The sequence below is a fragment of the Pseudomonas sp. NPDC087346 genome, assembly GCF_044744235.1.
In the GTDB taxonomy this organism is placed as follows: domain Bacteria; phylum Pseudomonadota; class Gammaproteobacteria; order Pseudomonadales; family Pseudomonadaceae; genus Aquipseudomonas.
Window position 1 is genome coordinate 71,712 of record NZ_JBIUXX010000011.1, and the last position, 23,263, is coordinate 94,974.

The following is a 23,263-nucleotide window of genomic DNA, read 5'->3' on the forward strand; positions in this document are numbered from 1 at the left end:
GACCTCTCCGCTAATCTTGTATTATGGTATACCAATACTATTTCCAACAAACCCTGAGAGTCCAGCATGGCCTTCAACAGCATCGAAGAAATCATCGAAGATTATCGCCTCGGCAAAATGGTCTTGCTGGTCGATGACGAAGACCGCGAAAACGAAGGCGACCTGCTGCTGGCCGCCGACCGCTGCACAGCCGAAGCAATCAGCTTCATGGCTCGCGAGGCGCGCGGGCTGATCTGCCTGACCCTGACCGACGACCACTGCCAACGCTTGGGCCTGGAGCAAATGGTACCGAGCAATGGCAGCGTGTTCAGCACCGCGTTTACCGTATCGATTGAAGCAGCCATCGGCGTCACCACCGGCATTTCTGCCGCTGACCGCGCCTGCACGGTGGCGGCTGCCGTGGCGCCGAATGCCCGCGCTGAAGATCTGGTGCAGCCAGGCCACATCTTCCCGCTGCGCGCCAAGGAAGGTGGCGTGCTGACCCGCGCCGGCCACACCGAGGCCGGTTGCGATCTGGCGCGGCTGGCCGGCTTCACCCCGGCTTCGGTGATCGTCGAAGTGATGAACGACGACGGCACCATGGCTCGCCGCCCGGATCTGGAAGTGTTCGCGCGCAAGCACGGGATCAAGATCGGCACCATCGCCGACCTGATCCACTATCGCCTGAGCACCGAGCACACCATCGAACGCATCGGCGAACGTGAACTACCGACGGTGCATGGCACCTTCCGCTTGATCACTTTTGAAGACCGCATCGAGGGCGGCGTGCACATGGCGATGGTCATGGGCGATCTGCGCCGTGAAGACCCGACGCTGGTGCGCGTGCATGTGATCGATCCGCTGCGTGATCTGGTCGGCGCCAAGTACAGCGGGCCGACCAACTGGACGTTGTGGGCGGCGTTGCAGCGAGTCGCGGCCGAAGGGCATGGCGTGGTTGTGGTGCTGGCCAATCATGAGTCTTCGCAAGCATTGCTGGAGCGAGTGCCGCAACTGACTCAGCCGCCACGGCAGTTCAGTCGTTCGCAATCGCGGATTTATTCGGAAGTCGGGACCGGGGCGCAGATTCTGCAGAACCTTGGGGTTGGCAAGCTGCGGCATCTGGGGCCGCCGCTGAAATATGCGGGGCTGACCGGGTATGACCTGGAAGTGGTCGAGAGCATCCCGTTCACCGAATAACCCAAAGAAATAGGTGCTCCCCTGTGGCGAGGGGATTTATCCCCGCTGGGTCGCAAAGCGGCCCCAAATCCCGCCAAAGCGATCCATCAGACATACCGCATTCATCGGGCACAGGGCTGCTGCGCAGCCCAACGGGGATAAATCCCCTCGCCACAGATTTTTCATCGAGCAAAAAACGCCTGATGAAGCACGAAAACTCACTTTCAGCAGATAGCCGGTAAGGCAAAGTGCTTGCACAAAGTTTGGAATACCATAATATGATATTCCATAGACCGGACACCCAACGGGACGTCCATCTACTGCTCCCGTCAGGCGGGCAACAACGCAAGCCCGCTCAAAAACACAACAATGAGGGCGTAAAAATGGTGTTGAACAAAGCTGCAACCGCGATCTTTTTTGCGGGACTGCTCAGCGTCACCGGCCAGGCTGCAATGGCTGCCGAAAGCGTGAACTTCGTCAGTTGGGGCGGTAGCACCCAGGACGCGCAGAAACAGGCCTGGGCCGATCCGTTCAGCAAGGCCAGCGGCATCACTGTCGTGCAGGATGGGCCGACCGATTACGGCAAACTCAAAGCCATGGTCGAAAGCGGCAACGTGCAATGGGACGTGGTCGATGTCGAAGCCGATTTCGCCCTGCGCGCCGCGGCTGAAGGCCTGCTCGAACCCCTCGATTTCAAAGTCGTCCAGCGCGACAAGATCGACCCGCGCTTTGTCAGCGACTACGGCGTCGGCTCGTTCTTCTTCTCCTTCGTCCTCGGCTACAACGAAGGCAAGCTCGGTGCCGCCAAGCCGCAAGACTGGAGCGCCCTGTTCGACACCAAGACCTACCCCGGCAAACGCGCCCTCTACAAATGGCCAAGCCCCGGCGTGCTTGAACTGGCGCTGCTGGCCGACGGCGTTCCCGCCGACAAGCTCTATCCGCTGGACCTGGATCGCGCCTTCAAAAAACTCGACACCATCAAGAAAGACATCGTCTGGTGGGGCGGCGGCGCGCAGTCGCAGCAACTCTTGGCGTCCGGTGAAGTGAGCATGGGCCAGTTCTGGAACGGGCGGATTCATGCCCTGCAAGAAGACGGTGCACCGGTTGGCGTGAGCTGGAAACAGAACCTGGTCATGGCCGACATTCTGGTGATTCCAAAGGGCTCGAAAAACAAGGACGCGGCGATGAAGTTTCTGGCCAACGCCAGCAGTGCCAAAGGCCAGGCCGACTTCTCCAACCTGACCGCTTACGCCCCGGTCAACGTCGACAGCGTGGCGCGCCTGGACTCGGTGCTGGCCCCGAACCTGCCGACTGCCTACGCTAAGGATCAGATCACTCTTGATTTCGCGTACTGGGCCAAAAACGGCCAGGCCATCGCGACACGGTGGAACGAATGGCTGGTCAAATGAAAATGGCGGCCACCGCGTCCCGTCCCTCCACTGCCACCGGGAGCGCCGCGAGCGCTGCCGGTCCGGCCAACGGAAAAAAGGCGATTGCGATGCCGCAAGCTCCATCGCTTAAACAACGCTGGCGCGGCGCCGGTAATCTTGTCCCGGCGCTGTTGTTCCTCGGTCTGTTCTTTCTAGCGCCGTTGATTGGACTGCTGTTGCGTGGGGTGTTGGAACCGACGCCGGGCCTCGGCAACTACGAACAACTGTTCGCCAACTCGGCGTATGCGCGGGTACTGTTCAACACCTTTTCGGTGGCCGGTCTGGTGACCGTGTTCAGCCTGCTGCTGGGCTTTCCACTGGCCTGGGCGATCACGCTGGTGCCGCGTGGCTGGGGTCGCTGGATTCTCAACATCGTGCTGCTGTCGATGTGGACCAGCCTCCTCGCCCGCACCTATTCGTGGCTGGTGTTGCTGCAAGCCTCGGGCGTGATCAACAAAGCGCTGATGGCCATGGGCATCATCGATCAACCGCTGGAAATGGTGCACAACCTGACCGGCGTGGTGATCGGCATGAGCTACATCATGATCCCGTTCATCGTGCTGCCATTGCAGGCGACCATGCAGGCCATCGACCCGATGATCCTGCAGGCCGGTTCGATCTGCGGCGCCAGTCCATGGACCAACTTCTTCCGGGTGTTCCTGCCGCTGTGTCGGCCGGGGCTGTTTTCCGGCGGGCTGATGGTGTTCGTGATGTCGCTCGGTTACTACGTCACCCCGGCGCTGCTCGGCGGGGCGCAGAACATGATGCTGCCGGAGTTCATCATTCAGCAGGTGCAATCGTTCCTCAACTGGGGTCTGGCGAGTGCCGGTGCCGCGTTGCTGATCGCGATCACCCTGGTGTTGTTCTACTTCTACCTGAAGCTTCAGCCGGAATCCCCGGTTGGCGCCAGTAATGCGAGGTAAGCCGCCATGCTCCTGACCCCCAATGCCATGAGCCGCCGGATGCGCTTCGGCCTCTACATCACCACCGGGCTGATCGGCTTGTTCCTGCTGTTGCCGATCGTGTTCATCGTGCTGCTGTCGTTCGGCTCATCCCAGTGGCTGGTGTTCCCGCCACCGGGCTGGACGCTGAAATGGTACGGCCAGTTCTTCTCCAACGCCGACTGGATGAACGCCGCGCTGGCCAGCCTCAAGGTTGCAGTGCTGACCACCATCTGCGCCGTGGCCCTCGGTTTGCCGACCGCGTTTGCCTTGGTGCGCGGCCGCTTCCCCGGTCGCGAAATGCTTTACGGCCTGTTCACCCTGCCGATGATCGTGCCGCTGGTGATCATTGCCGTGGCGGTCTACGCGTTGTTCCTCAAGCTCGGTTACACCGGGACCATGTTCGCGTTCGTCGTCAGCCATGTGATCGTCGCGCTGCCGTTCACCATCATCTCGATCATCAACTCGCTGAAGCTGTTCGATCAGTCGATTGAAGACGCGGCGGTGATCTGCGGCGCCTCGCGCCTGCAAGCGGTGTTCAAGGTGACGTTCCCGGCGATTCGTCCGGGCATGGTCGCCGGCGCCCTCTTCGCCTTCCTGGTTTCGTGGGACGAAGTGGTGCTCAGCGTGATGATGGCCAGCCCGACCCTGCAAACCCTTCCCGTGAAAATGTGGACCACCCTGCGTCAGGATTTGACTCCAGTGATCGCCGTCGCATCGACGTTGCTGATCGGTCTGTCGATTCTGGTCATGGTGATCGCCGCCGCCCTGCGCCGGCGCAACGAAATCAGCGCCTGAGCGCCCAGGAGTACGACATGAGTGCCGTGATCAAAGACGCATCCCAGCAGAACGACAAACCCCTGGTCAGCCTGCGCAATCTGAACAAGCACTACGGCGATTTCGCCGCCGTGGACAACATCTCGCTGGACATCAAAGACGGTGAATTCCTGACCTTCCTCGGCTCCAGCGGCTCGGGCAAAAGCACCACGCTGTCGATGCTCGCCGGTTTTGAAACCCCGAGCAGCGGCGAGATTCTGGTCAACGGCCAATCGCTGGTGAATGTGCCGCCGCACAAGCGCGACATCGGCATGGTGTTCCAGCGTTATTCGCTGTTCCCGCACTTGTCGGTGCGCGACAACATCGCCTTCCCGCTGGCGATCCGCAAACTCGCAGCGGCCGAGCGCGAAAAACGTGTCGATGCGATGCTCAAACTGGTGCAGCTTGAGCAGTTCGCCCATCGCCGCCCTTCGCAACTGTCTGGCGGCCAACAGCAGCGCGTGGCCATCGCCCGGGCGCTGGTTTACGAACCACGTATTTTGCTGATGGATGAACCACTGGGCGCACTGGACAAGAAACTGCGCGAAGACTTGCAGGACGAACTGCGCCAACTGCATCGCCGACTGGGCATCACCATCGTTTACGTGACCCACGATCAGGAAGAAGCCATGCGCCTGTCGCAGCGCATCGCGATTTTCAGTCACGGCAAGATTGTGGGACTGGGCAGCGGATATGACCTGTACCAGAATCCGCCGAACGCCTTTGTCGCGTCGTTTCTTGGCAACTCGAACTTCCTCAAACTCAAGGCGCAGGGCAATGGCGCGGCGAGTTTCGAAGGGCAATCGTTGTCGATCCGGCTGACGGCGGGGCTGCGTAGCGAGCAGGATGTGCTGCTGATGGTGCGTCCGGAAAAAGCCCTGGCGCTGAGCACGCAACAGGCTGCCGCCGAACCGCTTGCCGCAGGTTGGAATGAAGTGTCGGCGAAGGTCGTGGAAGTGTTGTTTCTGGGCGAAAGCCAGACCTGCAGCGTGGTGACTTCGGGTGGGACTTCGATGACGGTCAAGGCGCTTTCGGCTGCGGGGATGCCGCTCAAGGCGGGTGATCCGGTGCAAGTGCGCTGGACCACCGCAGATGCTTGCGTCTACACCGAGTGGACCGAAAGCGATCTCAACAAAGCCGCTGGCGCTCACTGAAAATCCAGCAAAGGATTGCATTTCAACTGTGGGAGCTAGCCTGCTAGCGATAGTGATTTACAGGCAAGCGTCAAAGTCGCCTGATACACCGCCATCGCTAGCAGGCTAGCTCCCACAGGTATTGCTGTGGTCAGGTGATCGGGGTGAAACCTTCGATTGCATCCGGCCATGCCGTCAGCACTTCGAACCCGTTCTCCGTCACCGCGACCATATGCTCCCACTGCGCCGACAACGAGCCATCCTTGGTCAGCACCGTCCAGCCATCCGGCATGTTCTTCACATGACGCTTGCCGGCATTGAGCATCGGCTCGATGGTAAAAATCATCCCCGCCTTCAGCTTCATGCCTTGGTCGGGAAAGCCGTAATGCAGAATCTGCGGCTCATCGTGATACACCTTGCCGATGCCGTGGCCGCAGTATTCGCGCACGACGCTGAAGCCTTCCTTCTCCGCCAGACTCTGAATCGCAAAACCGATATCGCCCAACGTCGCACCCGGTCGAACTGCACGAATGCCCGCGCACATGGCGTCATAGGTGGTCTTGATCAGATGCTGCGCCTCAGGCGTCGCTTCCCCCACCACGTACATGCGGCTGGTATCGCCGAACCAGCCATCCTTGATCACCGCAATGTCGAGGTTGACGATGTCGCCATCCTTCAGCGGTTTCGCGTTAGGGATGCCGTGGCACACCGCATCGTTGACCGAGGCGCAGACGGTTTTCGGAAAGCCGTGATAACCGACGTTGGCCGGAATGGCTTTCTGCACATTGACGATGTAGTCGTTGCACAGCCGATCCAGTTCATCGGTGGTCACGCCCGCCTTGACGTGGGGTACCAGCATCGCCAGCACTTCGGCGGCGAGTTTGCCGGCCGCGCGGGATTGGGCGATGTCCGCCGGGGTGTTGATCTTGATCTGGTTTCTCATGCGGTGACTGCTTCCTGAGTCAGTTGTTGCAGATCCAGCCCGCCGTTCTGTTCAGCGCGGATCAGCAAGCGGCAAATAGCGCTGTGGTCAAGGTTGGGATGCAGCTCGGCGAGCATGCCGATGCGCATCCAGTGCTCGGCCTGCGCGTTGATCGAGCGGCTGAGCGCATTGCTGGAGATGCGCAGATTCTCATGCATGTCCTCTGAAATCTTTACGATGCCCACGGCGAATATCCGATATGAAATGTATATGGTTCGTATATTAGCCAAGCCTGACGAAGAATTGCAAATCAGCCCAACGCCGCATCGAAAAACGAAGAGATCAGTCGACTCGACCGACGCTCGGCCAGGCAATACAGATAAGTCTCGGTGTAAAGCGTCTCGCCTTCGATGCGGATGGTGCGGATTTTCGGGTCGGCGATGAACTCCGCCTCGGAAACCACACCCAACCCCAAACCGCGTACCACCGCTTCACGCAGCGCCTCGCGACTGCCGATTTCCATGGCGATACGCGGTTTGACCTGCGCGGCGTTCAGCGCCTGTTCCAGCACCAGCCGCGTGGTCGAACCCGGCTCGCGTTGCAGCAAACGCTGCCCTTCCAGCTCCTCCAGCCGCACGCTGCCACGGTTGGCCAACGGATGCTCGTGGTGGGCAAACAGAATGATCGCGTGTCGCGCATAACGCACCGCAGACAGCGCCGGATCATCCTGCCGCCCCGCGAGCACCGCGATGTCGGTCACGTAGTTTTCCAGATCCGACAGCACTTGCGCCGAGTTGCCGACCCGGATCGACACATCGATGTTTGGATACTGTTGCAGGTAGCTGTCGACCATTTCGATCACATGAAACGGCCCCACCGCACCGAGCTTGAGCTGGCCACTGTCGAGCCGCCCGGAGTCACGCAGCAGGTTATGCGCCTCCAGCTCCAGCAAGGCGATGCGTTGCGCAATCGGCAGCAATTGCCGCCCGACATCCGACAGCTCAATGCGCCGCCCTCGGCGGTGGAACAACTCGACATTGTGCTGACGCTCCAGGCTTTGCACCTGAGTGGTCAAGGTCGGCTGACTCAGCCCGCAGGCCCGTGCCCCGGCACTGAAGCTGCCATGACGGGCGACCGCCAGAAACGCACGCAGTTTGGCGCTCGACATCCATAGACTCCATCAATAGTTAACCGCTGTTTCGCATATTGAATTGATTGAATGACTGTCACGTGACAGACCTAGCCTGTGGCAACTCCCAACCACCCCGTGGAATGCCATGAAAACAATTCACAAGTTTGTGCGTGCCGCCAGCCTGACCTTGCTTGCCCTCGGCGCCAGTCATGTCTGGGCCAAAGACAAACTGACCATTGGCCTGATTCCCTCCGAAGACTCCCAGGCAATGATCGAGTCGAGCAAACAAGTGCTGGATGATTTGCAGGAGAAACTGGGCATGCCGGTGGTGCCATTTGTCGCCACCGACTACAACGGCATCATCGAAGCCCTGCGCGCCGGCAAGCTCGACGTCGCCTATCTGGGGCCGTTCTCTTATGTTCTGGCGACCTCGGTGGCGGACGTCGAAGCATTCTCGGTGGCGGTCACCAAAAAGACCGGTCAGAGCGCTTACAAGAGCGTGATCCTGGCGCGCAAGGACAGCGGCATTCATACCCTGGCCGACCTCAAGGGCCACACCTTTGCCTTCGTCGATCCAAGTTCGGCGTCCGGGCATCTGTTCCCCAAGGCCGGTCTGGAACAGGCCGGTTTTGCCCCGGACACATTGTTCAAACGGGTGATTTTTTCCGGCTCCCACGACGCGAGCATCCTCGCTGTAGCCAACAAAAAGGTCGACGCCGCCGCCGTGGCCGACCGCATTTTTGCCAGCGCCGTGTCCAAAGGACTGGTGAAGCAGGATGACTTCGAAGTGGTCTGGAGTTCGCGTCCGATTCCCGAATCACCGATGGTCTGGCGCAAAGCACTCGATCCTGAACTGAAGAAAAAAGTCGCCGCCGCGCTGGCGGGGATCAAGGATGTGCCGTGGGGCGATCAAGGCCAGCTCGACGGTTTCCAGCCCACCTCTGACGCGGCTTACGACGTGGTGCGCGAGACCGCCAAGGTGCTCGATCTCGATTTGCGGAGCATGAAATGATCAGCATCCGCCAACTGACCAAACACTACGGCGACAACCCGGTATTGCGCGGCATTGACCTTGAAGTCGCTGCCGGTGAATTCGTTGTGGTGCTCGGTCAGTCCGGCGCGGGTAAATCGACGCTGCTGCGCTGCATCAATCGTCTGGCCCAGGCCGATAGCGGCACGTTGAAAGTGGCCGGCATCGACGCTCTCGCCTGCCGGGACACCAGTGTTCTGCGCCGTGAAGTGGCGATGATCTTCCAGCATCACAACGTTGTGCCACGCCTGAGCGTGCTGAAAAATGTGCTGACCGGCCGTCTCGGTTCAGTGGGCACCCTCGCCTCGATTCTGCAGCTGTTTCGCCGTGACGATGTGGCGCTGGCCATGCAATGTCTGGAGCGCGTCGAACTGGCGCACAAGGCCGGCGAGCGCACCGATTCACTGTCCGGCGGGCAGAAGCAACGAGTGGGCATTGCCCGCGCACTGGCACAACGACCGCAAGTGATTCTGGCGGACGAACCGATCGCCAGCCTCGATCCGAAAACCGCACGGCTGGTCTTGCAGTATTTGCGCGATGCCAGCCGCGAACTGGGGATCACCGTGCTGTGCAACCTGCATCAGGTTGAATACGCCCGCGAGTTCGGCGACCGCGTGGTCGGTCTGGCCCACGGCAGTCTGGTGTTTGACGGCAAAGCCTCAAGCATGACCGAGGCGGATCTTGGCCGAATCTATCCGGGCCAGTCCCCGGAGCCATCCGCAACCAGCGTGACGCCCACCCTGACCTACCGCGCCGCTTCGAGGGCCTGAGCATGCAATCGCAAAATTATCAGTGGGTCGGCGACCGGCCCCGCGGCACACGCAGCTGGCTGACCAGCGGCGCCATCGTCCTGATCGTGCTGTGGATGCTGAACTGGAGCGCACAAGGCGCGCAACTCAGCCTCGGCGAACTGGCGGCGGGACTGCCGCAGATTGGCGACTTTCTTTCGCGCACCTTTCCACCGGATTTGAGCATCCTCCCGCGTCTGCTGGCGCCAGCGGTGGAAACCTTGCAGATCGCCATCTGGGGCACGTTGCTCGGGGTATTGCTGGCGATCCCCTTGTCGTTTCTCGCGGCACGCAATCTGAGCCGCAACCGCTGGGTGTTTCACACCACTCGCCAGGCGTTGAACTTCACCCGCAGCATCAATGAACTGATCCTCGCGCTGATCTTTGTTTCGGCGGTAGGTCTGGGCCCCTTCCCCGGCGTGTTGGCGCTGGCGCTGCATGGCCTGGGCATGCTCGGCAAGTTCTTCGCCGAGAGCATCGAAGAGATCGACCAAGGCCCGATTGAAGCCCTTCAGGCGACCGGGGCGCGGCCATTGCAAGTGATCGTGTTCGGTGTGCTGCCGCAAGTCATCACCGCGTGGATTGCGGTGATTCTTTACCGCTTCGAAGTCAACCTGCGCTCGGCCACGGTGCTGGGAATGGTTGGTGCTGGCGGCCTCGGTTTCGAACTGGTGAGCAGCCTCAAGCTGTTCAAATATCAGGAAACCGCCACCTGCATCATCGTCATCACCTTCATGGTGATCGTCGCCGACGCGGTGTCCAGTCGCTTGCGGGCAGCGATCCAGAGCGGTTCGGCGCACTAGCTCCAACACCGGTCAAACGGCTGCGGATTTTGTTATCGCCTCAGCCGATTCAAACCTGCGAATTATCGATTTGAGCGGTTGTCGACGGCGCCTGAGTATGGCGCCACACCGACAACAACAAGAAGGGTCCACCATGACTGCCCGATTCCAGAACCCCGTCGACACCCGTTTCGGCTGGGGCAGCCTGCAAGAACTTGCCAGCCTTACCGAGCAGCAAACCGTGGCGCTCGTCACCTTCCCCGAGGCCCGTGGGCTGGGGTTGGTGGATCGCCTGCAAGCGTTGCTGGGCGAACGTCTGGTCTACATTTTCGAAGACGTCCAGCCCAATCCCGATGTCGCTCACTTGCGCAGCACTTATGAGCATTTCTGGGAGCATGCCGCCGCCTGTGACGTGGTGCTTGCTGTCGGCGGCGGCAGCGCCATCGACACTGCCAAGGCGTTGATTGTCGGCACCGAGTCCGCTCGTTTCGACGAATTGCTCGCACTGCTGGCCACCGGCAAACCGTTCACCCCGGCGCGCTGCAAACAACTGATCGCCGCACCGACCACCGCAGGCACCGGCAGCGAAGTCACGCCGTGGGCGACCATTTGGGACAGCGCCAGCCAGAAGAAATACTCGCTGCATCTGGATTGCACCTGGCCGCGCGTGGCGATCATCGATCCACAACTGATGCTCACCGTGCCGGCCAGTGTCACCGTCTCCACCGGGCTTGACGCGCTGTCGCATGCACTGGAAGCGATCTGGAACGTCAACGCCAATCCGGTCTCCGACACCTTCGCGATCTCGGCCATCGAAGACATTCTCGAATGCCTGCCGCGACTTCATCAAGACCTCGCCAGCCAGGAGTTGCGCACGCGCATGGCGCTAGCGGCACTCAAGGCCGGGCTGGCGTTTTCCAATACCAAAACCGCGCTGGCGCATTCCATTTCTTATGAAATGACCCTGCGCCACGGCCTGCCCCACGGCATTGCCTGCTCCTTCACGTTGCCGCTGGTATTGGGCCTGGCCTGGGGGCATGACGCCACCCGCGACCGTACCTTGCAGCGGATCTTCGGCACAGACCTGACCAAGGCCCAGCAGCAATTGCGCGAGTTCCTGCACAGCCTTGGCGTGAAGACCGAGTTTGCCGACTACGGCGTGTCGGCCAAGGATGCTGAAGACATCATCCACCTCGCCATGCAGGGCGCGCGCGGCAAGAACTTCATCGGTTCACAAGCCGCCTGAACCCACCCAACCAACGCAAACAGACAAAGCACAGCCAGCGGCGTAAAACGCTGCGGTGATTTCCTGCCGCACCGAGAAAGAGTGCACCCGCCGACGACATTCGGCGGGAACCTACAACAATAAGGAAAAGATCATGAATCGTGCCCAAACCATGCCTGGTCTCGCCGTACGTACTGCCTCGTTTCGGGTCGCCCAGTGGCGAATGCTGCTGGCGGCGATGTTCTGTTACCTGTTTTTCTACACCGGCCGGCAGACCTTCGGTTTCGCCATTCCGGGAATTCAGGCCGAGTTCGGTTTGAGCAAGGAAACTCTCGGCTGGGCCTCCGCCGCGATGCTCTGGGCCTATGCCATCGGCCAAGCGATCAACGGCAACCTCGCCGACAAGTTTGGTGGCCGGCGCATCATGACCCTCGGTGCAGTGCTGTCCTGTGCGGCCAACTGGGTCACCAGTTTTGCTGGCGGTTTTACCAGCCTGATTCTGCCGTGGGGCGTCAACGGTTACTTCCAGGCGTTGGGCTGGGCACCGGGCAGTCGGCTGATTTCCAACTGGTGGAGCGCCGGCGAGCGCGGCAAGGTCTACGGCTTCTATACCTTCGCCGCCGGTTGCGCCTCGATTCTGTCGTACGTCACCTCCATCGTCGTACTCGAAGTGCTGCAACTGGAATGGCGCTGGATCTTTCGCCTGCCAGTGCTGCTGATGCTTGCCGGCGGGATCATTTCTATCTGGTCGCCCGTGAACGGCCGCAGGACATGGGCTTCGAACCGCTGGCCGATACCGGCGTGGCGAATACCGACGACAAACTTCAGGAAGCCGCTTATGGCGAGGCCGAAACCTCGGCGCAACGCTACAAAGCCGTGCTGAAAAACGCCCGTCTGATCATCGCCGCCGTGTCGCTGGGCTTTCAGAACGCCGCGCGCTACGGCTTGATCGTCTGGGTGCCAGTGCATTTTCTCGGCGCCAACTGGAAAAGCGGCGACAGCATGATCGATCCCAAATGGATCACCGTCGCCCTCCCCGTCGGCATGGCGGTCGGCGCGCTGAGCAACGGTTGGGTATCGGACACGCTGTTCGGCTCCAAGCGTTATCTGGCGATCATGCTCTACATGGTGCTCGGCGCTGCGACCAGCCTGTGGATGTGGAGCCTGCCGCCGCACAGCTCGATCGGTCTGGTGGCGTTGTTCCTTTGCGGCTTCTTCGTCTATGGCCCGGCATCGAGTTTCTGGGCGCTGTGCCCGGACCTGGTCGGTGCCAAACGGGCCGGTACCGCGACTGGCGTGATGAACTTTTCGTCCTACCTTTTCGCCGGTCTGGCCGAACCTATGATCGGCCGTCTGCTTGACTCCAGCGCAAATACGTCTCTTATTTTCATTGTGGTCACCAGCACCTGCCTGTGCAGCGCGGCGGTGGCAATGTTCATCCGACGCTGACGGGGCTTGCATGTACCAGTACCACAAGTGGTTGCGTTCGTTTCATGCGGTAGCCAAGACCGGCAGTTTCACCCTCGCCGCCGAGTATCTGTGCGTCGGTCAGCCGACCGTTAGCGAGCAGGTCAACGCGCTGGAGAAAACCTTCTCGGTCGAACTGTTCCATCGGCGCGGACGCTACATCGAGATGAGCGCCGCCGGGCACAAACTATACGCAATCACTCAGGGGCTTTTCGGCCAGGAGGATGAAGCGGTGCAACTGCTGCAGAGTTTCAAGCAGCGTAAGAACGGCATGCTGCGCCTCGGCGCGGTGTCGCCGCCAATTGCGATGAACCTGACTTACGAGCTGATGCAGCGGCACCCGGATATCGAACTGGAAACCTCGTTCTCCTCGGAAAAGGAAACCCTGGCGCGGCTGTTCAATTTTGATATCGACGTGGCGATCCTCGCGTTGTCGGAGTTCGACCAGCGCTTTCACACGCACCTCTATCACCGCTATCCGATCATTGCCGTGGTACGCGATGACCACCCGTGGGCCAGTCTCGAGCAAGTCCACGTCAGTCAGATCAGCAGTGAAAAATGGGTGCTGCGTGAACAGAGTTCGCGCACCCGACAACTGGTGGAAGAAACCTGCAAACGCCTCGACGTCGAACTTAATTGCGTGATGCAGCTGAACAGCCGCGAAGCCATTGTGCATGCCATCGCCAAGGGCATCGGTATCGGTCTGGTGTCCGCCGTCGAGTACGCGCAAACCCCGGGCACCAAACCGATCACTTTTGTCGATCACCCGTTCTTCATCGAATACCACCTGTGCTGCCTCGGCATCCGCAGAAACCGCCCGGTGATCGCCGAACTGTTCGACTCGGCCCCACCGATGAACTGATGCAAACCCACGTTCAAACGCCCTACCTCATGACCGAGGGACGGCCAACGCTTACCTGAAAACGGAGATTGACCATGCAGTACAAGCAACCGACTCACCTGCAAGCCGCCATCCTCGACTGGGCTGGCACCGTTGTCGATTTCGGCTCCTTTGCGCCGACGCAGATTTTTGTCGAAGCCTTCGCCGAGTTCGGTGTCGCGGTCACGCTGGAAGAAGCGCGCGGGCCGATGGGCATGGGCAAGTGGGATCACATCCGCACGCTGTGCAACCTGCCGCAGATTGCCGAACGTTATCGTGCGGCGTTCGATCGTTCGCCGAGTGACGAGGATGTGACAGCGATTTACGAGCGCTTCATGCCGCTGCAAATCGAGAAAATCGCCCTGCATTCGGCACTGATCCCCGGCGCCCTCGAAGCCATTGCAGCGTTACGTGACAAGGGTCTGAAAATCGGTTCCTGCTCAGGTTATCCGGCAGTGGTGATGGCCAAGGTTGTCGAACTGGCACGGGAGAACGGCTACATCGCCGACCATGTCGTCGCCACCGATGAAGTGCCCAATGGTCGCCCTCATCCGGCGCAGGCGCTGGCCAACGTGATTGCGCTGGGCATCGACGATGTGGCGGCGTGCGTCAAGGTCGATGACACCTGGCCGGGAATTCTCGAAGGTCGCAGCGCGGGCATGTGGACCGTGGCGCTGACTTGCTCCGGCAATGCGCTTGGCCTGACTTACGAGCAGTACAAGGCGCTGCCGTCGGATCGACTCGCCGAAGAACGGGCGCGAATCGGCAAGATGTTCGCCCCTTCTCGTCCGCATTACCTGATCGATACCATCGCCGATCTGCCGGAGGTGATCGAGGACATCAACGCGCGCCTGGCCCGTGGTGAAACCCCGCAAGGCTGCTAAACACCGCCGATAACCTGTAGGAGCTGCGGAACGCTGCGATCTTTTGACTGTTCTTTGAAGATCAAAAGATCGCAGCGTTCCGCAGCTCCTACAGGTGATATGTACGGAATTTCGGGCAAAAAAAAGCTGCCATATATGGCAGCAAAAACTTGAGAACACGCGATGTATTGGGCTCAGTATTGGCGCCGGATAATGACAGTGTCATGACAGCCCACAATTCATTGAACCGCCCCCGCCCCGTCATCAGGATGTCATCAAGATAACGGCAGAATCCTCGCAAACCGTCTTGAGCCTTCGACGGAAGATTTCGCAAGGATTCCCATGAAAGAAGACGCCTCGCTGTTTGCCGCCATCGATCTGGGTTCGAATGCGTTTCGCCTGATGATCGGCCAGTCGGTGCGCAGCCGAAAAGGCTTCATGATTCAGGAAGTGAAAACCGTGCGTGAGCCGGTTCGTCTCGCCGAAGGCTTTGACGGCGGCGCGCTGGATGCGTTGGCACTGGATCGCGGCTGGCAGGCCTTGGCGCGGTTCGGCAAGAAGCTGCGCGGTTTCGAGCCGGGACGTGTGCGAGCCGTGGCGACCAGCGCAGTGCGCGAGGCGGACAACGCGCAGCTGTTTCTGGCCAGTGCCGAGCGTCATCTGGGCTTCAGCATCGATGTCATTTCCGGACATGAAGAGGCGCGGTTGGTCTACGCCGGCGTGGCTCACACCATTCCCAGCGCCGAGGACATGCGGCTGGTGGTCGATATCGGTGGCGGTTCGACCGAGTTGATTCTGGGTCAGGGGGCGCAACCGTTGCTGACTGAAAGCATCGCCATCGGCAGTGGCACTCTCGGCGCCCGCTACTTTCGTGGTGGCGATATTTGCGCAGCGGCGCTGCAGGAAGCCGAGCGTGTGGCGATTGTGCAATTCGAGAAAGTCGCCCGACGCTATCGTGCTCAGGGCTGGCAGCAGACCATCGGCTCATCGGGCACGGCGCGAATGCTCGCCAAAGTGCTCAAGGCCAATCGACTGAACGACTTCGGCCAGGACGGCATTACTTATGGTGGGTTGTTGCGCTTGTCGTTGCTACTGCTGAAAGTGAATAACGTTCAGCAACTGAAACTCGCCGGCCTGCAACCGCATCGCCAGAGCATCCTGCCGGGTGGTCTGGTATTGATGCTCGCGGCGTTCAAGGTGTTCGGGATTTCGCAGATGGTGCCGTCCGAGCCGGGGCTGAGGCTCGGTGTGCTGCATGGATTGATGTCCAAACATTAAGGCAACACCTTCAGGTGCATGTTCACACCGCACAATTTGTGGGAGCTGATTTCTTTGCTCACACCACAAAACCCTGTAGGAGTGAGCCTGCTCGCGATGGCGTCGGCACAGGTTGAATCTGTGCCGGCTGACCCACCGCTATCGCTGGCAAGCCAGCTCCCACAGGGTTCCGGGGTGCAGCTGATTTCTTTGTTCACACCGCCAAACCCTGTGGGAGTGAGCCTGCTCGCGATGGCGTCGGCACAAGCTGAATCTGTATTGGCTGACCCACCGCTATCGCTGGCAAGCCAGCTCCCACAGGGTTTTGTGTTGGGGTTTGGTATCGGGTGTAGATGCAAAAAAACCGGAGCACTGTGGGGTGCTCCGGTTGGTGATGTAGTTTTAATACGTCAGGCCAGTTCTTTACGCAACTGACGAGCCGCAGTCACCATGTGCACCAACGCCGCTTCAGTCTCCGGCCAGCCGCGGGTTTTCAGGCCGCAATCCGGGTTGACCCACAGGCGCTCGGCGGGAATTCGTTTGGCAGCCTTGCGCAGCAAATTAGCCATTTCCGAGGCGTCCGGCACGCGTGGCGAGTGGATGTCGTAGACGCCCGGGCCGATTTCGTTCGGGTAAGCGAAGGCTTCGAAGGCGTCCAGCAACTCCATGTCCGAACGTGAGGTTTCGATGGTGATCACGTCCGCATCCATCGCCGCGATGGACTCGATCACGTCGTTGAATTCGCTGTAGCACATGTGCGTATGGATCTGGGTTTCGTCACGCACACCCGAGGCGCAGAGCCGGAACACTTCAGTCGCCCAGTCCAGGTAATGCTGCCACTGCGCCTGACGTAACGGCAGACCTTCACGGAATGCCGCTTCGTCGATCTGCACGATCTTGATCCCGGCAGCTTCCAGATCAACCACTTCGTCGCGAATCGCCAGCGCCAGTTGCCGCGCCTGCACTTCACGCGAAACATCTTCACGCGGGAACGACCACATCAGCATGGTCACCGGCCCGGTCAGCATGCCTTTCATGACTTTATGGGTCAGGCCTTGCGCATAGCGAATCCACTCCACGGTCATGGCTTTCGGACGGCTCAGGTCGCCGAAGATCACCGCCGGTTTCACGCAGCGCGAACCGTAACTCTGCACCCAGCCAAAACGAGTAAACACATAGCCGTCCAGTTGCTCGGCGAAGTACTCGACCATGTCGTTACGCTCGGCTTCACCGTGCACCAGCACATCGAGGCCAAGACGCTCCTGGATTTCCACCGCGTGGCGGATCTCGCTATGCATCGCTTCGGTGTATTCCGCTTCGCTCAACTTGCCCTGCTTGAACGACTGACGCGCCAGACGGATCGAAGCAGTTTGCGGGAACGATCCGATGGTTGTGGTCGGGAACAACGGCAGATCGAGACCGGCGCGCTGCTTGGCAATTCGTTGGGCAAACAGCGACTGACGCTGGCTGTCCTTGGCGGTGATCGCCGCAACACGCGCCTGCACCACAGGTTTGTGAATACGTGGCGAAGCAGCACGAGCCGCTTGCACCGAACGGCTTTCAGTCAGTGCCCGCAGCACTTTCGGCGCCTCAGGTTGGTTGACTGCCTGTGCCAGCACGGCAACTTCTTCGCACTTCTGCACGGCGAACGCCAACCAACTCTTCAACTCGGCATCGAGCTTGTCTTCACGCCCCAGATCCACCGGGCTGTGCAGCAACGAGCAGGACGGCGCGACCCACAGACGATCACCCAGACGCTCATGTGCATGCTGCAAAGTGGCGAGGGCATTTTCCAGATCGCAACGCCAGACGTTACGGCCGTTGACCACACCCAGCGACAGCACTTTATAAGCCGGCAGACGATCAAGAATGGTCGGGTACTGTTCCGGCGCACGCACCAGATCAATGTGCAAGCCATCGACCGGCAGATTCGCGGCCAGACCAAGGTTCTCTTCCAGACCACCGAAGTAGGTGGCGACCAGTTTCTTCAGCGGGTCGCGCTGGATCTGGTTGTAGGCACGCTCAAAGGCGTTTTTCCATTCCTGCGGCAGGTCGAGCACCAGAATCGGCTCGTCGATCTGCACCCACTCCACGCCTTGAGCGGCGAGGCGCTGGAAGATTTCACCGTACAGCGGCAGCAGGCGATCAAGCAGTTCGAGCTTGTCGAACCCGGCGCCCTTGGCCTTGCCCAACCACAGGTAAGTCAGCGGGCCGATGACCACTGGCTTGACGTTGTGCCCCAATGCGCGGGCCTCTTCGACCTCTTCGAAGAGTTGCTCCCAGCCGAGTTGGAATTGCTGATCAGCGCTGAACTCAGGGACGAGGTAGTGATAATTGGTGTCGAACCACTTGGTCATTTCCTGGGCGTGCGCGCCGCCACAGCAACTGTCGCTGACGCCACGCGCCATGCCGAACAGGGTTTGCAGGGAAGCTTTGCCGTCATGCGGACGGAAGCGCTCCGGGATCACACCGAACATCAGCGAGTGAGTCAGCACCTGGTCGTACCAAGCGAAATCACCGACCGGCAGCAGCTCGATGCCAGCGTTTTTCTGCAAATCCCAATGGGCCTTGCGCAACTCGCTGCCGACTTTACGCAGGCCTGCCTCGTTCAGTTCTCCTTTCCAGAACGCCTCTTGCGCTTTCTTCAGTTCGCGGTCGCGACCGATGCGCGGAAATCCAAGGGAATGGGCCAGTGCCATAACAAACAACTCCAAAGTCTTGTTGATGGCGGCCATTGTCGTTACTTGCACACGAGTGAGACAAACTCATTTTAATCTTGATGGTCGCGAGATTTACTCATGTTCAAATGATCGCTGATTGTCCCCGAACGAAAATCCATTCATGCGTTATTGATCGGTTTGCACTGCAGGAAAAGCGTGCGCAGATCAAGCTGTTCGCGACGATGAAGACGCCCTTTGAATACTCAATGACGCCTCGATATAAACCCGCTCAAACCCGTCCCTTACGCGCTTTGTTTTTGATCTATGGTTAGATCGAAATGGCTGTATTTGCGGCGGACTAAAGGTTGCGACAGAACATGTCTGAGCCTATGTTGCAGGCGAGCTTTTCCCCCGCGAACGGAACGCGATCAACACCATCAAGAGGTGAAGAAATGTCAAAGGAATCACGCCCTGCGGTACTTGGGCTGATAGGCAACACTCCGCTGGTTCAAGTCACCCGCTTCGATACCGGCCCCTGCACGTTGTTTCTCAAACTTGAATCGCAAAACCCCGGTGGTTCGATCAAGGACCGCATTGGTCTGGCGATGATCGATGCCGCCGAACGCGATGGGCGCCTGCGAGCGGGCGGCACTATCGTCGAGGCCACTGCCGGCAATACCGGGCTCGGCCTGGCGCTGGTCGGTCGCGCCAAAGGCTACCGCGTGGTGCTGGTGGTGCCGGACAAAATGTCCACCGAAAAAGTCCTGCACTTGAAGGCCATGGGCGCTGAGGTGCACATCACCCGCTCCGATGTCGGCAAGGGTCATCCCGAGTATTACCAGGACGTCGCCGCACGTTTGGCCAAGGATATACCCGGCGCATTTTTCGCCGATCAGTTCAACAATCCGGCCAACCCGCTGGCCCACGAATGCAGCACCGCACCAGAGATCTGGGCGCAGACCGAACATGACCTCGACGCCATCGTGGTCGGCGTCGGTTCGGCCGGGACGCTGACCGGTCTCACGCGTTTCTTCAAACGCGTGCAACCGGATCTGGAAATGGTCCTCGCCGATCCGGTCGGTTCGGTGATGGCCGAGTACAGCCGCAGCGGCAATATGACGAAGCCCGGATCATGGGCCGTAGAAGGTATCGGCGAGGATTTCATTCCATCGATCACCGACCTCTCCAGCGTGCGTCACGCCTACTCGATCAGCGACGAAGAAAGCTTCGACCACGCCCGTCAGTTGCTGCGCGCCGAAGGCATTCTTGGCGGTTCATCGACCGGCACCCTGCTCGCCGCCGCGCTGCGTTATTGCCGCGAACAGACCGAGCCGAAACGCGTGGTCAGCTTCGTTTGCGATACCGGCACTCGCTATCTGTCGAAGGTTTACAACGATCAATGGATGACCGATCAGGGTCTGCTGCATCGCAAGGGATATGGCGACCTGCGCGATCTGATCGCCCGGCGTTTTGAGGACGGTCGGGTGATCAGCGTTGGTCCTGACGACACACTGCTGACGGCGTTCCAACGCATGCGTCTGGCGGATGTCTCGCAGCTTCCGGTGCTGGTTGAAGGCAAACAACTGGTCGGTGTGATCGACGAATCCGACATTCTTTTGGCTGTTCACGAAGATGCTGCACGCTTCAGCCAATCGGTCGCCAGCGTGATGACCGACAAGCTGCAAACCCTTGCGCCCGGCGCTTCCCTTGCCGATCTGGAAAACGTACTCAGCCGCGGTCTCGTGGCAATCATCGCCGACGCTTCGGGCTTCCATGGCCTGATCACCCGCGTCGACATGCTCAACCAATTACGGAGATCCCTCGCATGAGCCAGCACGACAAAAATGCCCCGGCCCAAGGCTTCGCCACCCGCGTGATCCATGCCGGTCAGGAACCGGACCCGACCACCGGCGCGCTGATGCCACCGATCTACGCCAACTCCACCTATCTGCAAGACAGCCCTGGCGTGCACAAGGGTTTCGACTACGGCCGCTCGCACAACCCGACGCGTTTTGCGCTGGAGCGCTGTGTGGCGGATCTTGAGGGCGGCACCCGAGCCTTTGCTTTTGCGTCCGGGCTGGCGACGATTTCCACAGTGCTGGAATTGCTCGATGCCGGCTCGCATGTGATTTCCGGCAATGACTTGTATGGCGGCACTTTTCGCCTGTTCGACAAGGTGCGCCAACGCAGCGCTGGGCATCGCTTCAGCTATGTCGATTTGACCGATCTTTCAGCGTTTGAAGCAGCGCTGCAGGACGACACGCGCATGGTCATGGTCGAGACCCCGACCAACCCGTTGCTGAGCCTGTCGGACCTCGCCGCCATCGCCCGCATCTGCCGTGCTCGCGGGATCATCACCGTGGCCGACAACACCTTCGCCAGCCCTTATATCCAGCGTCCGTTGGAGCTGGGTTTCGACATCGTCCTGCACTCGACCACCAAGTACCTGAACGGGCATTCGGACGTGATCGGCGGTATCGCCGTGGTCGGGCAGAACGCCGAACTGGCGGAAAAACTCGGCTTCCTGCAAAACGCGATTGGCGCGATTGCCGGGCCGTTCGATGCGTTCCTGACCCTGCGCGGGGTGAAAACTCTGGCGCTGCGCATGGAGCGTCATTGCAGCAATGCGCTGGCACTGGCGCAGTGGCTGGAGCAGCAGCCGCAGGTCAAACACGTCTACTACCCGGGCCTGGCGTCGCACCCGCAACATGAGCTGGCCAAGCGGCAGATGCGCGGTTTTGGCGGGATGATTTCGGTTGATCTGAACAGTGATCTGGCGGGCGCCCGGCGCTTCCTGGAAAACGTCGAAATCTTCGCCCTCGCCGAAAGCCTTGGCGGCGTCGAAAGCCTGATCGAGCATCCGGCGATCATGACCCACGCTACCATTCCGCCAGAAACCCGCGCGCAACTGGGGATCAGCGACAGTCTGGTGCGGCTGTCGGTGGGTGTCGAAGACCTCGAAGACCTGCGCGCCGATCTGGCGCGGGCCCTCGCGACCATCTGACCGGCCACGAACGACAAAGCCCGCAACAATGCGGGCTTTGGTGTTCGAGTAGGCGGCCAGTGCTGGTCTCTGGCTTACAAGGTTTATCGGGCTTCTCACAGTACCGGGCGAAAGTAAAAAGGTACGGCCTCGGCTGCTTCACACGGCATAAGGGCTGGATCTCAGCGCGGAGATCTTTCTAACCGTGTACCCTTCGGAGCGCGCCCCACGCGCCCTTGCTATCCGCTTGCGCATCAGTCTGCGTCTTCGCCTACACCTTTGAGCCTAGCAAAGCGCTCCAACACTGCACTGACGTTTTTAGACCGAATTCCTTTTAGCGATGCCTCCCAAGTAATCCAAACGCCTAATGCCCTTTGATCCGGTGCCCGCCGTGCCGCTGAAATGGCGATCTATACTTTTTCAGTTCGCTTTTGCCGTGTCACGCAATCCGTCGACACCCGCGCACCCGACCGTGCGCCCGTGCCAAATGCCAATCTGGTTGACCCTGACCAGCGACGCACGCCGCGCCGCCCGTTGAAGGTCGAGGGGTCATGGAGAAGATCATGAAACACAAGCTTTTGTCAGGCGTGGTCCTGGCGCTCGCGACGACGGTGATGATACCGACCGTGTGGGCAGCCGAGACGCGAGCGGTGGCTTCAGATGGTGCAGATCATGTGGGTGCGGGGGCTGTGGCTTCTGATGGTGCGGATCATGTTGGCGCTGGGGCTGTGGCTTCGGACGGTTCGGATCATGTTGGCGCTGGGGCCGTGGCTTCCGATGGTGCTGATCATGTCGGTGCTGGGGCCGTGGCTTCTGATGGTGCGGATCATGTCGGTGCTGGGGCCGTGGCGTCTGATGGTGCGGATCATGTTGGCGCAGGTGCCGTGGCTTCTGATGGTGCGGATCACGTTGGCGCGGGTACCGTGGCTTCTGACGGTGCCGATCATGTTGGCGCAGGTGCCGTGGCTTCTGATGGTGCGGATCATGTTGGCGCTGGCGCCGTGGCTTCCGATGGTTCGGATCATGTCGGCGCGGGCGCATTAGCTTCCGACGGAGCAGACCGAACCGGAGCCAACCGTCTCGCCTATTCACGGGCCGGCGTCGGTTCCGACCGGGTTGCCTCCGCACTCATGACGGGCAGCTATTCCGACCAGTTCAACAGCCCTCAATAATCCCTTTCAACGCAAACGGACGACTCCCATGAGCCGTCCGTTTTTCGTCGCTGTTTACAGAGCGATAGGCAAGGCTCGGCGTTCATTCAACGTTGACCTTCGAATATCAAAATGAACCCTTGAGCTTCGATGCTGACCTAACTGATAGACCATCAGGAGGTAGCCTATGCAAATCGAAACAATGTGGGTCGTACTCGCGACCGTTCTCGTGATCATCGAATTGTGGGCCATCAACCGGGTGCGCAAAAGCGCCGGCAAAGGCAGCACCAAAGGTGTGTGGATCGTCGCCATCGTGTTTGTGCCACTGCTCGGCCTGATCGCCTGGGCCTTGGCCGGGCCGAAGCATGTAACCCAGGATTAAGCCCAAAACTGCACCCTTGTGGCGAGGGGATTTATCCCCGTCCGGCTGCGCAGCAGTCGCAATCCCTGAGCACGCGGTGCATCTGAAAAATCGCAGCCACCGGATTTGGGGCCGCTTCGCGGCCCAACGGGGATAAATCCCCTCACCACAGGATTGAGTTCCTTCAATTTCATCTGAGGCTATGAACCCCATGTAGGAGCTGCGGCACGCTGCGATCTTTTGATCTCGCCTCTAAAAAATCAAAGATCGCAGCGTGCCGCAGCTCC

20 protein-coding genes and 1 pseudogene are annotated in these 23,263 nt (G+C 60.0%); 17 read left to right on the top strand and 4 right to left on the bottom strand.

The window, feature by feature from the left end:
- The first annotated feature begins 66 nt into the window (after positions 1-66).
- From ribBA to ACIOZM_RS09660, 5 genes are all read left to right on the top strand, one after another.
- Positions 67-1,176: a bifunctional 3,4-dihydroxy-2-butanone-4-phosphate synthase/GTP cyclohydrolase II gene (gene ribBA / locus ACIOZM_RS09640; RefSeq protein ID WP_401212583.1), complete on the top strand. Its 1,110-nt coding sequence runs from the start codon at positions 67-69 to the stop codon at positions 1,174-1,176.
- Between the two features lie 362 nt (positions 1,177-1,538).
- Entirely contained in the window at positions 1,539-2,564 is a 1,026-nt protein-coding gene (locus ACIOZM_RS09645) for an ABC transporter substrate-binding protein (protein WP_401212586.1), read from the top strand.
- Positions 2,561-3,508 carry an ABC transporter permease gene (locus ACIOZM_RS09650; RefSeq protein ID WP_401212690.1) on the top strand — a complete coding sequence of 316 codons (948 nt, stop codon included), beginning with the start codon at positions 2,561-2,563 and terminating at the stop codon, positions 3,506-3,508. Before ACIOZM_RS09645 ends, ACIOZM_RS09650 begins: the two co-directional genes overlap by 4 nt.
- A 6-nt stretch (positions 3,509-3,514) precedes the next feature.
- Complete coding sequence (locus tag ACIOZM_RS09655; protein WP_401212589.1) at positions 3,515-4,324, top strand: ABC transporter permease; 810 nt, start codon at positions 3,515-3,517, stop codon at positions 4,322-4,324.
- A gap of 17 nt (positions 4,325-4,341) precedes the next feature.
- Positions 4,342-5,496, top strand: coding sequence for an ABC transporter ATP-binding protein (locus ACIOZM_RS09660; RefSeq protein ID WP_401212592.1), 1,155 nt, complete (start codon positions 4,342-4,344; stop codon positions 5,494-5,496).
- A 130-nt stretch (positions 5,497-5,626) separates the two neighbouring features.
- Here the strand turns inward: ACIOZM_RS09660 and map are convergent, their stop codons facing one another.
- The 3 genes from map to ACIOZM_RS09675 form a co-directional block, all read right to left on the bottom strand.
- Complete coding sequence (gene map / locus ACIOZM_RS09665; protein WP_401212594.1) at positions 5,627-6,418, bottom strand: type I methionyl aminopeptidase; 792 nt, start codon at positions 6,416-6,418, stop codon at positions 5,627-5,629.
- The gene (locus ACIOZM_RS09670; RefSeq protein WP_166217502.1) at positions 6,415-6,642 is read right to left on the bottom strand and encodes a ParD-like family protein; all 228 of its coding nucleotides are present in this window, start codon (positions 6,640-6,642) and stop codon (positions 6,415-6,417) included. Before ACIOZM_RS09670 ends, map begins: the two co-directional genes overlap by 4 nt.
- 65 nt (positions 6,643-6,707) lie before the next feature.
- Complete coding sequence (locus tag ACIOZM_RS09675; RefSeq protein ID WP_401212597.1) at positions 6,708-7,565, bottom strand: LysR substrate-binding domain-containing protein; 858 nt, start codon at positions 7,563-7,565, stop codon at positions 6,708-6,710.
- A gap of 109 nt (positions 7,566-7,674) precedes the next feature.
- Between ACIOZM_RS09675 and phnD the strand changes: the two genes are divergently transcribed.
- From phnD to ACIOZM_RS09715, 8 genes and pseudogenes are all read left to right on the top strand, one after another.
- Complete coding sequence (gene phnD / locus ACIOZM_RS09680; RefSeq protein ID WP_401212599.1) at positions 7,675-8,541, top strand: phosphonate ABC transporter substrate-binding protein; 867 nt, start codon at positions 7,675-7,677, stop codon at positions 8,539-8,541.
- A complete protein-coding gene (phnC, locus tag ACIOZM_RS09685; protein WP_401212602.1) occupies positions 8,538-9,329 on the top strand; it encodes a phosphonate ABC transporter ATP-binding protein in 792 nt (263 codons plus the stop codon). Before phnD ends, phnC begins: the two co-directional genes overlap by 4 nt.
- Positions 9,330-9,331: 2 nt before the next feature.
- Positions 9,332-10,150 carry a phosphonate ABC transporter, permease protein PhnE gene (gene phnE / locus ACIOZM_RS09690; protein WP_401212605.1) on the top strand — a complete coding sequence of 273 codons (819 nt, stop codon included), beginning with the start codon at positions 9,332-9,334 and terminating at the stop codon, positions 10,148-10,150.
- Positions 10,151-10,283: 133 nt separating this feature from the next.
- Positions 10,284-11,375, top strand: a complete 1,092-nt coding sequence (psrA, locus tag ACIOZM_RS09695) for an iron-containing alcohol dehydrogenase PsrA (protein WP_401212608.1) — start codon at positions 10,284-10,286, stop codon at positions 11,373-11,375.
- Positions 11,376-11,508: 133 nt separating this feature from the next.
- Positions 11,509-12,803 (top strand): annotated as a pseudogene (locus tag ACIOZM_RS09700) (MFS transporter).
- A 10-nt stretch (positions 12,804-12,813) separates the two neighbouring features.
- Entirely contained in the window at positions 12,814-13,683 is an 870-nt protein-coding gene (locus ACIOZM_RS09705; RefSeq protein WP_401212611.1) for a LysR substrate-binding domain-containing protein, read from the top strand.
- Positions 13,684-13,757: 74 nt separating this feature from the next.
- Positions 13,758-14,585: a phosphonoacetaldehyde hydrolase gene (gene phnX / locus ACIOZM_RS09710; protein ID WP_401212614.1), complete on the top strand. Its 828-nt coding sequence runs from the start codon at positions 13,758-13,760 to the stop codon at positions 14,583-14,585.
- 321 nt (positions 14,586-14,906) lie between these two features.
- Complete coding sequence (locus ACIOZM_RS09715; RefSeq protein ID WP_401212617.1) at positions 14,907-15,842, top strand: Ppx/GppA family phosphatase; 936 nt, start codon at positions 14,907-14,909, stop codon at positions 15,840-15,842.
- A 389-nt stretch (positions 15,843-16,231) separates the two neighbouring features.
- Here the strand turns inward: ACIOZM_RS09715 and metE are convergent, their stop codons facing one another.
- Positions 16,232-18,520: a 5-methyltetrahydropteroyltriglutamate--homocysteine S-methyltransferase gene (metE, locus tag ACIOZM_RS09720; protein ID WP_401212693.1), complete on the bottom strand. Its 2,289-nt coding sequence runs from the start codon at positions 18,518-18,520 to the stop codon at positions 16,232-16,234.
- Between the two features lie 413 nt (positions 18,521-18,933).
- On the opposite strand from metE, the gene ACIOZM_RS09725 reads away from it, so the two are divergent.
- From ACIOZM_RS09725 to ACIOZM_RS09740, 4 genes are all read left to right on the top strand, one after another.
- A complete protein-coding gene (locus ACIOZM_RS09725) occupies positions 18,934-20,310 on the top strand; it encodes a pyridoxal-phosphate dependent enzyme (protein ID WP_401212620.1) in 1,377 nt (458 codons plus the stop codon).
- The gene (locus tag ACIOZM_RS09730) at positions 20,307-21,485 is read left to right on the top strand and encodes a cystathionine gamma-synthase (protein ID WP_401212623.1); all 1,179 of its coding nucleotides are present in this window, start codon (positions 20,307-20,309) and stop codon (positions 21,483-21,485) included. Before ACIOZM_RS09725 ends, ACIOZM_RS09730 begins: the two co-directional genes overlap by 4 nt.
- 639 nt (positions 21,486-22,124) lie before the next feature.
- On the top strand, positions 22,125-22,508 hold the full coding sequence (locus ACIOZM_RS09735) for a hypothetical protein (RefSeq protein WP_401212626.1): 384 nt from the start codon (positions 22,125-22,127) through the stop codon (positions 22,506-22,508).
- Positions 22,509-22,802: 294 nt separating this feature from the next.
- Positions 22,803-22,997 (top strand): PLDc N-terminal domain-containing protein, encoded by a 195-nt coding sequence (locus ACIOZM_RS09740; protein WP_401212628.1) that lies wholly within the window; start codon positions 22,803-22,805, stop codon positions 22,995-22,997.
- Positions 22,998-23,263: the final 266 nt, after the last annotated feature.